Annotated in this window: 13 protein-coding genes; all 13 read left to right on the forward strand. The window is 66.3% G+C overall.

Annotated elements, in window-relative coordinates:
• The first annotated feature begins 226 nt into the window (after positions 1–226).
• The 13 genes from G9Q80_RS04765 (at position 227) to G9Q80_RS04825 (ending at position 13,524) form a co-directional block, all read left to right on the forward strand.
• Complete coding sequence (locus G9Q80_RS04765) at positions 227–1,546, forward strand: sensor histidine kinase (protein WP_088716640.1); 1,320 nt, start codon at positions 227–229, stop codon at positions 1,544–1,546.
• The gene (locus G9Q80_RS04770; protein WP_088716641.1) at positions 1,543–2,535 is read left to right on the forward strand and encodes an NADH-quinone oxidoreductase subunit B family protein; all 993 of its coding nucleotides are present in this window, start codon (positions 1,543–1,545) and stop codon (positions 2,533–2,535) included. The genes G9Q80_RS04765 and G9Q80_RS04770 overlap by 4 nt, the downstream gene beginning before the upstream one ends.
• Entirely contained in the window at positions 2,532–3,965 is a 1,434-nt protein-coding gene (locus G9Q80_RS04775) for a nickel-dependent hydrogenase large subunit (RefSeq protein WP_088716642.1), read from the forward strand. The genes G9Q80_RS04770 and G9Q80_RS04775 overlap by 4 nt, the downstream gene beginning before the upstream one ends.
• Positions 3,962–6,217: a carbamoyltransferase HypF gene (gene hypF / locus G9Q80_RS04780; protein WP_168246426.1), complete on the forward strand. Its 2,256-nt coding sequence runs from the start codon at positions 3,962–3,964 to the stop codon at positions 6,215–6,217. Before G9Q80_RS04775 ends, hypF begins: the two co-directional genes overlap by 4 nt.
• Positions 6,218–6,439: 222 nt before the next feature.
• Entirely contained in the window at positions 6,440–7,540 is a 1,101-nt protein-coding gene (locus G9Q80_RS04785; RefSeq protein ID WP_069209676.1) for a hydrogenase small subunit, read from the forward strand.
• Between the two features lie 3 nt (positions 7,541–7,543).
• Entirely contained in the window at positions 7,544–9,337 is a 1,794-nt protein-coding gene (locus G9Q80_RS04790) for a nickel-dependent hydrogenase large subunit (protein WP_043145622.1), read from the forward strand.
• Positions 9,338–9,352: 15 nt separating this feature from the next.
• Positions 9,353–9,526, forward strand: coding sequence for a hypothetical protein (locus tag G9Q80_RS04795; protein ID WP_157903882.1), 174 nt, complete (start codon positions 9,353–9,355; stop codon positions 9,524–9,526).
• Positions 9,523–10,281, forward strand: a complete 759-nt coding sequence (gene cybH, locus G9Q80_RS04800; protein WP_088716644.1) for a Ni/Fe-hydrogenase, b-type cytochrome subunit — start codon at positions 9,523–9,525, stop codon at positions 10,279–10,281. Before G9Q80_RS04795 ends, cybH begins: the two co-directional genes overlap by 4 nt.
• Before the next feature lie 271 nt (positions 10,282–10,552).
• Positions 10,553–11,161: a HyaD/HybD family hydrogenase maturation endopeptidase gene (locus tag G9Q80_RS04805; RefSeq protein WP_088716645.1), complete on the forward strand. Its 609-nt coding sequence runs from the start codon at positions 10,553–10,555 to the stop codon at positions 11,159–11,161.
• A 4-nt stretch (positions 11,162–11,165) separates the two neighbouring features.
• The gene (locus G9Q80_RS04810) at positions 11,166–11,486 is read left to right on the forward strand and encodes a HypC/HybG/HupF family hydrogenase formation chaperone (RefSeq protein ID WP_088716646.1); all 321 of its coding nucleotides are present in this window, start codon (positions 11,166–11,168) and stop codon (positions 11,484–11,486) included.
• Between the two features lie 9 nt (positions 11,487–11,495).
• Positions 11,496–11,879, forward strand: a complete 384-nt coding sequence (locus G9Q80_RS04815; RefSeq protein WP_088716647.1) for a thioredoxin domain-containing protein — start codon at positions 11,496–11,498, stop codon at positions 11,877–11,879.
• Positions 11,880–11,890: 11 nt separating this feature from the next.
• Positions 11,891–12,736: a hydrogenase expression/formation protein gene (locus tag G9Q80_RS04820; RefSeq protein ID WP_088716648.1), complete on the forward strand. Its 846-nt coding sequence runs from the start codon at positions 11,891–11,893 to the stop codon at positions 12,734–12,736.
• Complete coding sequence (locus tag G9Q80_RS04825) at positions 12,733–13,524, forward strand: [NiFe]-hydrogenase assembly chaperone HybE (RefSeq protein WP_088716649.1); 792 nt, start codon at positions 12,733–12,735, stop codon at positions 13,522–13,524. The genes G9Q80_RS04820 and G9Q80_RS04825 overlap by 4 nt, the downstream gene beginning before the upstream one ends.
• Positions 13,525–13,528 lie beyond the last annotated feature (4 nt).

Below are 13,528 nucleotides of genomic sequence, written 5' to 3' on the forward strand. Positions count from 1 at the left end.
CGATCACCACGCTCTGCGCCGCAGCATTTCACAGCAGCGAAAGGCTGGAATTTGCGCCTCTCCACCACCACCTCCGGGACCGTTTTTGGCAGGTTTCCCAAAGCGCTTGCAGCCCCGTCCCCTCTCCCTCCGGCACGGGACCGCCGTCATGCTGCAACCGCCCGGTACGCCGCCTCTCCTTGCGTATTCCGGTCCGCGTATTACTCTGCCCGCCAAGGAGGCCAGAATGACACCCTCGCCCGCAGACGATCCGATGCATTCCCTCAGCGAAGACACCTGGCGGGACGTCATCGCCGCGATGGACCGCACCTATTCGGAACTCGTCGACTACCAGGAGTTGCTGGAAAAGCAGAACCGCGAGCTGGACGAGATGCGCCAGTTCATGGCTTCGGTGCTGTCGTCGATGTCGGACCTGCTGATCGTCGTGGACAAGAACCGCATCATCGAACGCACCGGCGGCGCCATCGATCAGATCCTGGGCGCCACCGTGGCCCGCAGCGGAACGCCCCTCGGCGCCTTGCTGGAGGATGGGGACAGCGACGACCTGCTGGCCGCGGTCGACAAGGTCATGCTGGGCCGAGAGCCCACCACCGTCGAGGCCCGCTTCCTGACCGGGGACGGCCCCACCCCTCTGGAAATCAGCGTCAGCCCCCGGCTCGACCAGCGCGGACGCAGCCGCGGCGTTGTCCTGGTGGGGCGGCCGCTGGGCGAGTTGCGCAATGCCTACATGGAACTGGAAGCCAGCCACGAGGCGCTGCAACAGGCGCAGACACAGCTTGTCCGCAACGAAAAGCTGGCCTCTCTGGGTCGCCTCGTCGCCGGGGTGGCGCATGAGCTGAACAACCCGATCAGCTTTGTCTATGCCAACACCCACGGGCTGGAGAAATACACCAAACGGTTCGAGACTTATTTCGAGGCGGTCCAGGCCGGCAAGAGCCGCCCGGAGCTGGTTGCTCTGCGCGACGAGCTGAAACTTGAAAAGACCGTGCGCAACCTGCGCACCGCGATCGACGGCGCCAAGGACGGGGCCGAACGGGTCCGCGACATTGTCGACGACCTGCGCCGGCTCAGCGCCGATGGCACAGGCGAACGGTCGGCCTTCGACATGATGGCCACCACCCGGATCGCCGCCGACTGGGTCGTGCGCACCTCGCGGACCGCCGTCCAGATCACCTTTGCGGACGATGCGACACGCCTGGCCTGGGGCAATCCTGGCCACGTCCAGCAGATCGTCATGAACCTGGTGCAAAACGCCATCGACGCCATGTCGGAAACCGGCACGCCGACACTGCACCTGCATGTCCTGGACCGGGACGAACAGGTGCTGTTGCGCGTGACCGACAATGGACCGGGCATCCCCGAGGCGATTGCCGGGTCGATCTTTGATCCGTTCTTCACCACCAAGCAGGTCGGCAAAGGCACCGGGCTGGGCCTGTCCATCTCGCACAAGATCGCCGAAGAACATGGCGGGGCGCTGACGCTGGCCTATACCGGCCCCGAGGGCAGCTGCTTTGAACTGGCCCTGCCGACAGAGGGACACGCATGAACATTTTGTGGCTGCAATCCGCAGGCTGCGGCGGCTGTACCATGTCGCTGCTCTGCGCGGAGTCCCCCGGTGTACTGGACCTTCTGGGCGACGCCGGGCTGTCCTTCCTCTGGCATCCGGCACTGTCCGAACAGACCGGTGCCGAGGTGCGCGCCCTGCTGGCCGGGATCGAGGACTGCAGCCAGACGCTGGACATCCTCTGTGTCGAGGGGTCGATCCTGACCGGCCCCAAGGGCACGGGCCGGTTCCAGATGCTGTCCGGCACCGGGCGGTCGATGCTGGATTGGGTCAGATCGCTGGCGCCGCTGGCCGAACAGGTCGTCGCGGTGGGCACCTGCGCGACCTATGGCGGCATGACCTCGGCCGGCGGCAATCCCGCCGGCGCCATCGGCCTGCAATATGACGGCAGCTATCCCGGCGGCGCCCTGCCCGCCGATTTCCGCGCCCGCTCGGGAATGCCGGTCATCAACGTCGCGGGCTGCCCGACGCATCCCGACTGGGTGACGGAAACCCTGCTGCTGATCGCGGGCGGAGAGATGAACAAGGCGGCGCTGGACGAGCTGGGGCGGCCGCTGTTCTACGCGGAACACCTCGTCCACCACGCCTGCCCGAAAAACGAGTTCTACGAGTACAAGGCCAGCGCAGAGAAACCCGGCCAGCTGGGCTGCATGATGGAACACATGGGCTGTGTCGGAACGCAGGCGGTGGGGGACTGCAACATCCGCGGCTGGAACGGAGGCAGCTGCTGCACCCGCGCCGGTTACGCCTGCATCAACTGCACCGCCCCCGAGTTCGAGGAACCCAACCACCCCTTCACCGAAACGCCCAAGTTCGCGGGCATCCCCGTCGGCCTGCCCTCGGACATGCCAAAGGCCTGGTTCATGGCGCTGGCCTCGCTGTCAAAAGCGGCGACGCCCAAGCGACTGGCCGAAAACGCCGTGGCCGACCGGATCGAGGTGCCGCCCACGCTGCGGACGGGGCGCAAATGACAGAGCGTTCGCTGCTGGTCGGGCCCTTCAACCGGGTCGAGGGCGACCTTGAAATCCGGCTCGAGGTCAAGGACGGACGCGTGGCGCAGGCCTTTGCCAATTCGCCCATGTTCCGTGGATTCGAGATCATGATGCTGGGCAAATCGCCGATGGACGCGCTGACGATCACGCCGCGCATCTGCGGGATCTGCTCGATCAGCCAGTCCGCCGCCGCCTCGACCGCGCTGGGGTCGCTGGCCGGTTTGCCGCCGGCGCCGCAGGGGGCACTGGCCGCGGCGATCATGCACGGGGTCGAGAACCTCTGCGATCACCTGACCCATTTCAACCTGTTCTTTTGCGCCGATTTCGCCCGCGCCGCCTATGCCGGACGGCCCTGGCATGACCGCGCCGTAGCGCGCTTTACCGCGATGGACGGCTCTGCCGTGCGCGCCAGTGTCGAGGCCCGCGCCCAGATCCTGCACATCGTCGGGCTGCTGGGGGGCAAGTGGCCGCACACGCTGGCCATCCAGCCCGGCGGCGTGACCCGCGCGCCCACCGCGCGTGACCGCATCCGCATGACCAGCATCCTGGCCGCCTTTCGCCGCTACCTGGAAAGCACGCTGTTCGGCGCCCCGGTCGAGGAATTCGCCGAACTGTCTACCGCCCAAGCCCTGACCGGCTGGACCCGGGGCGATGCCGGTCTGTTCATGGAAATCGCCGAGGACCTTGGCCTGGCCGACATGGGGCACGGGTCGGGGCGCTTCCTGTCCTTCGGGGCCTATCCCCTGCCAGACGGCCCAGCCCTTGCCGCCGGGACCTGGGACAATGGCACGCATGGGCCGGTCGACACGACGGAGATCCGCGAGGATCTCAGCCACGCCTGGATGCTGGGCGAGGCGCGCCACCCGACCGAGGGCCAAACCGACCCCGACGAAGACATGCAGTCCCCGGCCTACAGCTGGTGCAAGGCGCCGCGCCTTGCCGGCCGCACGGTCGAGACCGGCGCGCTGGCCCGGCAGGTCATCGACGGCCACCCGGCCGCACGGAATCTGGTGGCCAGCGGCACCAATGTCCGGGCGCGCGTCGCCGGGCGCCTGCTGGAAATCGCGCGCACGCAGATCCTGCTGGAAACGTGGGTCGCGGCGTTAAAAACCGACGCCCCATTCATCACCGATGTCGCCTTGCCGGATGCAGGCAGCGGAGAGGGCCTAGTCGAGGCGGCCCGGGGCGCGCTTGGACACTGGATCAAGGTCGAAAAGGGGCGGATCTCCGGTTACCAGATCGTCGCGCCGACGACGTGGAACTTCAGCCCCCGCGACGCCAGCGGCACCCCCGGCCCGGTCGAGGCCGCGCTGGAGGGCGCGCCGGTCGGCCCCGGCGAGGAAACGCCGCTGTCGGTGCAGCACATCGTGCGCAGCTTCGACCCCTGCATGGTCTGCACGGTCCATTGAGCGGCGCCCTGCGCATCCGGGTACGCGGCCAGGTGCAGGGCGTGGGCTTCCGCCCCTTCGTCTGGCAACTGGCGCATCGGCTGAACATCCGGGGCGAGGTGCTGAACGACCCCGAGGGGGTCCTGATCCATGCCCAAGGCGCGCGGATCGCCGACTTTGTCGCCGCGATCACCGCCGAGGCCCCGCCGCTGGCCCGGGTCGATGCGGTGGAAACGACGGCTTATGCCTTCGACACCCCACCCACCGGCTTCGAGATAGCCGCCAGCCAAGGCACCGGCGCGGAAACCCGTGTCACCCCGGATGCCGCGACCTGCCCCGATTGCCTGGCTGACATCCGGGGCGATGATCCGCGCCGCCGGGGCTATGCCTTTACCAATTGCACCCATTGCGGCCCGCGGTTCACGATCCTGAAGGGCCTGCCTTATGACCGGGCACGCACGACGATGGCCGGCTTCGAGATGTGTCCCGACTGTGCTGCCGAATACGCCGACCCCGGCGACCGCCGCTTTCACGCGCAACCCGTGGCTTGCGCCCTCTGCGGTCCGCACCTGGGGTTCGAGGATGCCGACGGCGCACATCCGGACGCGATCGCGGCGGCGGCTCGCGCCCTGCTGGACGGGGCGATCCTGGCGGTCAAGGGCTTGGGCGGGTTTCACCTGTGCTGCGACGCCACCAATGCCCAGGCCATCGACCGGTTGCGCCGCCGCAAGCATCGCCCGTCCAAGCCGCTGGCCCTGATGGGCCGATGGCAGGAGATCGACCGGCACGCCCGGCCAGACACCGAGGAACGCGCCGCGCTGGGGTCCGCCGCCGCGCCCATCGTCCTCTTGGCCAAGGGCGATCCGCTGCCCGAGGCCCTTGCGCCCGGCCAGAACCACCTGGGCTGGATGCTGCCCTATACCCCACTGCACCATCTCCTGCTGGATACGGTCGCCCGGCCTCTTGTCATGACCTCGGGCAACCTGTCCGGCGAGCCGCAGGTGATCGGCAACGCCGAGGCCCGGGACAAGCTGGGCGGGATCGCAGACGCAATCCTGGACCACGACCGCGACATCGCCCGCAGGCTGGACGACAGCGTGATGCGGCTGACGCCCGAGGGACCGATGATCCTGCGCCGGGCGCGGGGGATGGTTCCGGACACCCTGCCCCTGCCCGATGGGTTCGGCGATGCGCCGCAGGTCGTGGCCTATGGCGGCCAGATGAAGGCCGCGCTCTGCCTGCTCAAGAACGGGCAGGCCCTTCTGGGACACCACCTGGGTGAGCTGGACGAGGCCCTGACGCTGGAAGCCTTCCTGCAGGCCGATGCGGATTACGCGGCTCTGTTCGACCATCGCCCCGATGTGGTGGCCGTCGACCTGCACCCGGATTTCCAGGCCACGCGCCACGGCGAGGCCCGCGCACGCGACGAGGGGCTGGCGCTGGAGCCGGTCCAGCACCATCACGCCCACCTCGCCGCCTGCATGGCCGAGAACGGGCACGCCCTGAACGGTGGCAAGGTCGCCGGCATCGTGCTGGATGGTCTGGGCCTTGGCCCGGATGGCACGGTCTGGGGTGGAGAGCTGCTGCTTGGGGACTACACCGGCTTTGACCGCCGCGCCTGGCTGACACCGGCACCGTTGATCGGCGGCGACCGCGCACAGGCAGAGCCCTGGCGCAACGCGCTGATGCGACTGGACCAGGCGGGGCTGTCGAACTGGGCGGACCAGTTGTTCGCGGACAAACCGCTGGAGATTGCCCGGATGGCCGCCAGCAAGGGGTTGAATGCGCCGCAAAGCTCCAGCGCCGGGCGGCTGTTCGATGCCGTGGCCGCGGTTCTGGGCATCTGCCCGGACGGCCAAAGCTACGAGGGCGAGGCGGCCATGCGCATGGAGGCGCTGGCCTCGGAGACTGTGTTCGCGCCGGTCCCGCTGGATCATGGTGCCGCGGGGATCGACCCCGCCCCCCTGTTCCACCGCCTGCGCGCCGACCTTGCCCGGGGCACCAGCCCGGGCGACTGCGCCACTCTGTTCCACCTCAGCCTCGCCCATGCCTTTTCCAAAGTAGCCCGCGCTCTGGTCGATGCCGGAGAGGCGGAGCGCGTCGCGATCAGCGGCGGATGCTTTCAGAATGCGCGCCTGCTGCGCGACACGCTGGACGCGCTGGGGCTGGACCGGAGCCGCGTCTACCTGCACCACCGGACACCGGCCAATGACGGCGGGCTGGCCCTGGGCCAGGCGGTGATTGCCGCGGCACGCCACCTGCATCGCCGGTAAGCCCCGTGCCACCCTGCACCCCGCGCCGGTAAACCCCTATCCGCCCGGCATCCTTCGGCATACCGAAAAATGCCGCCTAACCCGCTGTCCAGACATTATTAATCGCGTACTCCGCGATCCGGTGCTTTTTTGCAGCCTTTGCCCCCACCCCTGCGCGATCAAGAGGATGGAGACATCCCGGCGGCGGCCCCGCCATCCGGGTCAATGGCGGAGGAGACAGACTTGGCCGAGATAGAAACCTTTTACGACGTGATGCGCCGGCAGGGGATCACCCGCCGCAGTTTCATGAAATATTGCGCGCTGACGGCAAGCGCCCTGGGCCTTGGGCCCGCCTTCGTGCCGAAGATCGCCAACGCGATGGAAACCAAGCCCCGCACGCCCGTCATCTGGGTGCACGGGCTGGAATGCACCTGCTGTTCCGAAAGCTTCATCCGCTCGGCCCACCCGCTGGCCAAGGACGTGGTCCTGTCGATGATCAGCCTCGACTACGACGACACGCTGATGGCCGCCGCAGGTCACGCGGCAGAGGCCGCGATGAAGGACACGATCGAGAAATACAAGGGCAACTACATCCTCGCCGTCGAAGGCAACCCGCCCCTGAACGAGGACGGGATGTTCTGTATCTCGGGCGGCAAACCCTTTGTCGAGAAACTGAAATACGCCGCCAAGGATGCCAAGGCGATCATCAGCTGGGGCGCCTGCGCCTCTTACGGCTGCGTACAAGCGGCCAAGCCCAACCCGACGCAGGCAACGCCCGTCCACAAGGTCATCACCGACAAGCCGATCATCAAGGTGCCGGGCTGCCCACCCATCGCCGAGGTCATGACCGGCGTCATCACCTACATGCTCACCTTTGACCGCCTGCCCGAGCTGGACCGGCAGGGGCGGCCGGCGATGTTCTACGGCCAGCGCATCCACGACAAATGCTATCGCCGGCCACATTTCGACGCCGGGCAATTCGTCGAGGAATGGGACGACGAAGGCGCGCGCAAGGGCTATTGCCTCTACAAGATGGGCTGCAAGGGCCCGACCACCTACAACGCCTGCTCCACCGTACGCTGGAACGAAGGCGTGAGTTTCCCGATCCAGTCCGGCCACGGCTGCATCGGCTGTTCCGAGGACGGCTTCTGGGACCAGGGCACCTTCTACGACCGGGTGACCGACCTGACCCAGTTCGGCGTCGAAAAGAACGCCGACCAGATCGGCCTTGCCGCGGCGGGCGTCGTCGGCGGCGGCATCGCCCTGCACGCCGCCGTATCCGCGCTGAAGTCCGCGCAGAGCAAGGCCCAGAAATCCCCCAGCAAAACCAACGAGGAGGCCTGACGCATGGTCGTCCAGACACCCAACGGCTTCAGCCTTGACGACAGCGGTCAGCGCATCGTGGTCGACCCAGTCACCCGCATCGAGGGCCACATGCGCTGCGAGGTCAACGTCGACGACGAGGGCATCATCCGCAACGCCGTTTCCACCGGCACCATGTGGCGCGGCCTCGAGGTCATCCTCAAGGGGCGTGACCCGCGCGACGCCTGGGCCTTTACCGAACGCATCTGCGGCGTCTGCACCGGCACCCATGCGCTGACCTCGGTGCGCGCGGTGGAGGATGCGCTGGGGATCACCATCCCCGACAACGCCAATTCCATCCGCAACATGATGCAGCTGAACCTGCAGATTCACGACCACGTCGTGCATTTTTACCACCTGCACGCCCTGGACTGGGTCAACCCGGTGAACGCATTGCGCGCCGACCCCAAGGCCACGTCCGAGCTGCAGCAGGCGGTTTCTCCGTCGCACCCGCTCTCCTCGCCGGGGTATTTTCGCGACGTGCAGAACCGCCTGAAGCAATTCGTCGAAAGCGGCCAGCTGGGCCTGTTCAAGAACGGCTACTGGGACAACCCCGCCTACCTTCTGCCGCCAGAGGCGGATTTGATGGCCACCACCCACTACCTGGAGGCGCTGGACCTGCAAAAGGAGATCGTGAAGGTCCACACGATCTTTGGCGGCAAGAACCCGCATCCGAACTGGCTGGTGGGCGGCGTGCCCTGCCCGATCAACGTGCATTCCACCGGCGCGGTGGGCGCGATCAACATGGAGCGGCTGAATCTTGTCAGCTCGATCATCGACAAGTGTATCGAGTTCAACAAGAACGTCTACCTGCCCGATGTCGTGGCCATCGGCGGCTTCTACAAGAACTGGCTGTATGGTGGCGGGCTGTCTTCGCAGGCCTGCCTCGCCTACGGCGATATTCCCGAACATCCCAACGATTTCTCGCCTGACCAGCTGCACCTGCCGCGCGGCGCGATCATCGGCGGCGACCTGTCGACCGTGCATGACGTCGACCCGCGCGACCCCGAGCAGATCCAGGAATACGTCGATCATTCGTGGTACGATTACGGCGAGGCGGGCAAGGGGCTGCACCCCTGGGACGGCGTCACAGAGGCCAAGTTCGAGCTGGGACCGAAGCTGAAAGGCACCCGAACCAACATCGAGCAGATCGACGAAGGCGCGAAATACAGCTGGATCAAGGCACCCCGCTGGAAGGGGCACGCGATGGAGGTGGGCCCGCTGGCGCGTTACGTCGTCGGCTATGCCAAGGGCCACGAGGAGATCACGGACCAGGTCAACGGGTTGCTAAGAACGATGGACCTGCCGGTCGAGGCGCTGTTCTCGACCCTTGGCCGCACGGCGGCGCGGGCGCTGGAATCGGAATACTGCGGACGGCTGCAAAAGTACTTTTTCGACAAGCTGGTGACCAACATCAAGAACGGCGACGAAAGCACCGCCAACGTGGCCAAGTGGGACCCGTCCACCTGGCCGAAAGAGGCCAAGGGCGTGGGCATGACAGAGGCCCCGCGCGGCGCTCTTGGCCACTGGATCCGGATCAAGGACGGCCGCATCGAGAACTATCAATGCGTGGTGCCCACCACCTGGAACGGCTCTCCGCGCGATAGCAAGGGCAACATCGGCGCCTTCGAGGCCAGCCTGATGAACACCAGGATGGAACGCCCCGAAGAGCCGGTCGAGATCCTGCGCACCCTGCACAGTTTCGACCCCTGCCTGGCCTGTTCCACGCATGTCATGTCCGAAGACGGTGACGAGCTGACCACCGTCAAGGTTCGCTGAAGGAAGGAAAGACCCATGAAACGACTTGTGACCCTGATGACCGTCCTTCCCGGTGCCGCGCTGGCCCACGGTGGCCATGCCCCGGTGCCGGAGGCAGCACACGGCATGACCCATGCCGCGCCCCTGCTGGGCGGTGCGCTGATCGTGGCGGCGCTGGCCTTGCTGATCCACAAGCGGTGGACGTCATGAACTTTGAGGCCGCGCAAAGGTCGGACCCGGCCGTCCCCCTGACGGGGGACGCGACCGAGGCGGATCTGGCCACGATCACGCGCAATACCTCGGTCTATGTCTACGAGGCGCCTGTGCGGCTCTGGCACTGGATCAACGCGGCGGCGATCCTCGTGCTCTGCGTCACCGGCTACCTGATCGGCTCGCCCCTGCCCAGTGTCGACATGGGCGAGGCCACGCACCAGTTCCTGTTCGGTTACATCCGTTTTGCCCATTTCGCGGCGGCGATGATCATGACCGTCGGGTTCTTCGGGCGCATCTACTGGGCCTTCGTCGGCAACTCGCATTCGCGGCAACTGTTTCGCCTGCCGATCTGGAACCGCCGCTGGTGGTCAGAGGTGGTGGACGAAGCGAAGTGGTACGCCTTTCTCAAGAAGCGGCCCAAGAAATACGTCGGGCACAACCCGCTGGCCCAGATCGCCATGTTCTTCTTCATGACGCTTGGCATGAGCTTCATGATCCTGACAGGCTTTGCGATCTATGCTGAGGCCGAGGGCTACGGCAGCCTTCTGGACCAGGTTTTCGGCCCCCTGCGCGACCTCGTGGGCGGCAGCCACGTCATGCACCAGCTGCACCACCTGGGCATGTGGGCCATCGTCGTCTTCGTCATGATCCACATCTATGCCGCCATCCGCGAGGACATCATGTCCCGGCAGTCGATGGTCTCGACCATCATCTCGGGGACGCGTACCTTCAAGGACGACGATCCGACCTGATCCCGGCAGATCGTCAATTCCTGGAAAGCGGGCGCCCTGCGCCCGCTTTTTTGATGGACAGGCTCAAACCATTATCACGAATATACGGAAAGTTACTTTCCATCATTGTTGCACCCAGTAATTCAAAGGGCAAATAAAACATATTGTTTTCATAGCTTTATAAAATGCACTGAAATTCATCCTTTTTACATACCGGCAGTCAGATGGTAAGCTACCCTGCACCAAAGCCCCGGATGGAAAGCTGACTGGCATCCGGGTGAGGGAGGGACAGATGGCATCGAACGTGCTGGTCATGGGCATTGGAAACGTGCTCTGGGCGGACGAGGGGTTTGGCGTGCGCTGCGTCGAGCACCTGGCGCAGAACTGGGCGCTGCCCGCGGACATCACCCTGTTGGACGGCGGCACACAAGGGCTCTACCTGCTGCCGTTCCTCGAACAGGCGGACACGCTGATCGTCTTCGACGCGGTGGATTATGGCCTCGCGCCCGGCACGCTCAAGATCGTCGAGGGCGACGCGGTGCCGAGGTTCATGGGCGCCAAGAAGATGTCCCTGCACCAGACCGGCTTTCAGGACGTGATCGCGACCGCGCAACTGATGGGCTACTGCCCGCCGTCGCTCTTGCTGATCGGCTGCCAGCCCGAGGAGCTTGAGGACTACGGCGGCGGGCTGCGCCCTGTCGTGGCGGCCCGGATCGAGCCGGCGGTATCGGTTGCACTGGACCGGCTGGCCGACAAGGGGATCACGGTCTTGCCGGGCCGGACCCACAGCAACCTGCTGGCCGACCCCTCGATCATGCAGGACGCCTATGAGGCCGGCCGCCCGACCGAGGAAGAGGCCTGCCGCATCGGCGACAACCGTTTCTTTCAGGCTGCGGACTGATCCCATGTGCGTCGGCCTCCCCCTTTGCATCCGTTCTGTCGACGGCATCGCCGCCACGGCCACCAACGGCCCGGAGACGGAACTGATCGACCTGTCGCTGACACCAGAGGCGGGCCCCGGCGACTGGGTGCTGACCTTTCTGGGCGCCGCGCGCGAAATCATTTCCGCCGATGAGGCACAAAAGATCACCGCCGCGCTGGACGGTCTGCGCGCGGTCATGCAGGGCGGCGGCCCCGGCGAGGCCTTTGCCGATCTCGAGGCCGCAGGCCCGCAGCTTCCCCCCCACCTTCAGGCCGCGCTGGACGCGGGCCGCACCAACGGTTGAGGACCCAAGATGACCCATCCCCTTGTCACCCGCCTGACCGACGAATTCGGCTATCCCGCCCTGACGACAGAGGCCGAGATCGCCGCCTTCACCGAGGCGCCCGGCACGCATGTGATCTTTGTCCCCGGGGACGCACGCCGCAACCTTGAAACCCCCGACGTGGCCGTGGTGCTGCCCGAGTTGCGCCAGGCCTTCCAAGGCCGGTTCGATTGCGCTGTGGCCGCCGACAGCATCGAAACCGGCCTGCGCGAATCCACTGGCGTGCTGAAAACCCCCAGCCTGATCTTCTTCCGCGACGGGCAGGTGCTGGGCGGCATCCCCAAGGTGCGCGACTGGTCGGATTACGTCGACCGGATCACGCAACTGCTCTCGCAGCCCCTTGCCGCCGAATAAGGACCGACCCGATGACCAATCCCTTCATGATGCCGCCCACCGGCTTCGGCCCCGGATCGCAGCCCCTGGACAGCCAGGACGAGGCGCTGGAATACATGCCTTTGCCGCAGGACATGCGCACCTATTCCCCCCGCATCCCCGAGGTCGAGGCGTTGGGAGCGGCGGATCTTTCCCCGGCGCTGGATCTCTTGCATGATGTCGCCCAGGCTGCCGCGCGGATCGGCGGCGACGGCGGCAACGCCCGTTTCGACCTTGCCCCGCTGGACGAGGCGAACCGCGCCCTGATCGCCGAAACCCTGGGCAGCGGCGAGGTCGCCGCCAAGGTCCGCGACATTCCCGCCATCGCGGTGCAGGAAAGCGTCTTTGCCGGGATCTGGACCCTGAAAAGCGCCAAGGCCCATGTGATCGAGGTCGCCGCGATTCCCGCCTGCGTGACCGAAACGCCCTTTGCCCCGCACCGCGCCGCGACAGGTGGCGCCGAGCCGTTGTCCCCCGGGGTGGTCAACGCCCCGCCCCTGCTGGTCGAGCTGACGGACAAGTCCGCCGCCTTTGACGCCGCGGCGCCCCTGCATGTCATCAACCTCACCCTCCTGCCCCATACCGAGGAAGACATGGCCTGGCTGGACCGCGCCTTGGGCGAAGGTGCGGTCACGATCCTGTCGCGCGGCTATGGCAACTGCCGTGTCACCGCCACCGCCCTGCCCCATGTCTGGCGGGTACAGTTCTTCAACTCGCAGGACGCGCTGATCCTGGACACCTTCGAGGTCACGACCGTGCCCGAGGTCGCCTGCGCCGCGCCCGAGGACCTGACCGACAGCGCCGACCGCCTGTTCAAGGTGCTGGAGGTGATCCGATGAATGGCGGGTTCGAGGGCAGTTTCCTGGGCGCCACCGACAAGATCAGCCCGCTGGCGATCATGGAATGCAAGATCTGCTGGACGCCTTACCACCCGGCCGAAGGCGACGATTTTCGCCAGGTCGACCCCGGCACCGCCTTTTCCGACCTGCCAGAGGATTGGTCCTGCCCCAATTGCAGCGCCCCCAAGTCGCAGTTCATGGTGCTGGAGGACCCCGGCGCGCAATCCGTGGCCGAGGCCGCGAAACTGGACGAGTTGACAGCGCGGCTGGTGGCCGAGTTCCGCGAAATCTGGCACGCCAAGATGCGCGACGTTCCAATGGTCAACAAGTTGCTCAGCGTCGAGGCGGTCGGCTTTCGCATGATCGACGGGCGCCCCTTGGGGGTGCTGATCTCGCCCTGGTTCATGAACCTGGTACAACTGCCCGGAGAGGGCGAGGACTGGTCCGGATTGACAGCAGGCGCCAAGGAGTTGCTCGCCTTTCCGTCGGGCGAGTACGAGTTCATCCACAATACCCGCGACATGATCGGCGGCTACAAGGCTTGTTCGCTGTTCTCGCCGATGGGGGATTTCTCATCGCAGATGCAGGCGCAAGAGGTCGCCCGGGCGGTCATGGTCGCCCTCTTCGACGAGGGGAATCGGGCCGAAACCGATCGCGCCGCCGACATTCGTGCGGCCCGCGAGATCGAACTGGCGCCCCCGGCCGAGGCCGAGGACACCGACAGCGCCCTTTCGGATGCTCCGACGCGCCGCGCGGTGATTTCCGCCGGCATGGCCGGATCCGACTGACCCC

It is taken from the genome of Mameliella sp. LZ-28 (assembly GCF_012274245.1).
In the GTDB taxonomy this organism is placed as follows: domain Bacteria; phylum Pseudomonadota; class Alphaproteobacteria; order Rhodobacterales; family Rhodobacteraceae; genus Antarctobacter; species Antarctobacter albus.

Excerpts from the sequence above, each read along its gene's own strand:
- G9Q80_RS04795 (WP_157903882.1), top strand. The coding sequence starts at position 9,353 with ATGAAACGACTTGTGACCCTGATGACCGTCCTTCCCGGTGCCGCGCTG.
- G9Q80_RS04770 (WP_088716641.1), top strand. The coding sequence starts at position 1,543 with ATGAACATTTTGTGGCTGCAATCCGCAGGCTGCGGCGGCTGTACCATG.
- G9Q80_RS04820 (WP_088716648.1), top strand. The coding sequence starts at position 11,891 with ATGACCAATCCCTTCATGATGCCGCCCACCGGCTTCGGCCCCGGATCG.
- G9Q80_RS04815 (WP_088716647.1), top strand. The coding sequence starts at position 11,496 with ATGACCCATCCCCTTGTCACCCGCCTGACCGACGAATTCGGCTATCCC.
- G9Q80_RS04765 (WP_088716640.1), top strand. The coding sequence starts at position 227 with ATGACACCCTCGCCCGCAGACGATCCGATGCATTCCCTCAGCGAAGAC.
- G9Q80_RS04805 (WP_088716645.1), top strand. The coding sequence starts at position 10,553 with ATGGCATCGAACGTGCTGGTCATGGGCATTGGAAACGTGCTCTGGGCG.
- G9Q80_RS04810 (WP_088716646.1), top strand. The coding sequence starts at position 11,166 with ATGTGCGTCGGCCTCCCCCTTTGCATCCGTTCTGTCGACGGCATCGCC.
- G9Q80_RS04790 (WP_043145622.1), top strand. The coding sequence starts at position 7,544 with ATGGTCGTCCAGACACCCAACGGCTTCAGCCTTGACGACAGCGGTCAG.
- cybH (WP_088716644.1), top strand. The coding sequence starts at position 9,523 with ATGAACTTTGAGGCCGCGCAAAGGTCGGACCCGGCCGTCCCCCTGACG.
- G9Q80_RS04825 (WP_088716649.1), top strand. The coding sequence starts at position 12,733 with ATGAATGGCGGGTTCGAGGGCAGTTTCCTGGGCGCCACCGACAAGATC.
- G9Q80_RS04775 (WP_088716642.1), top strand. The coding sequence starts at position 2,532 with ATGACAGAGCGTTCGCTGCTGGTCGGGCCCTTCAACCGGGTCGAGGGC.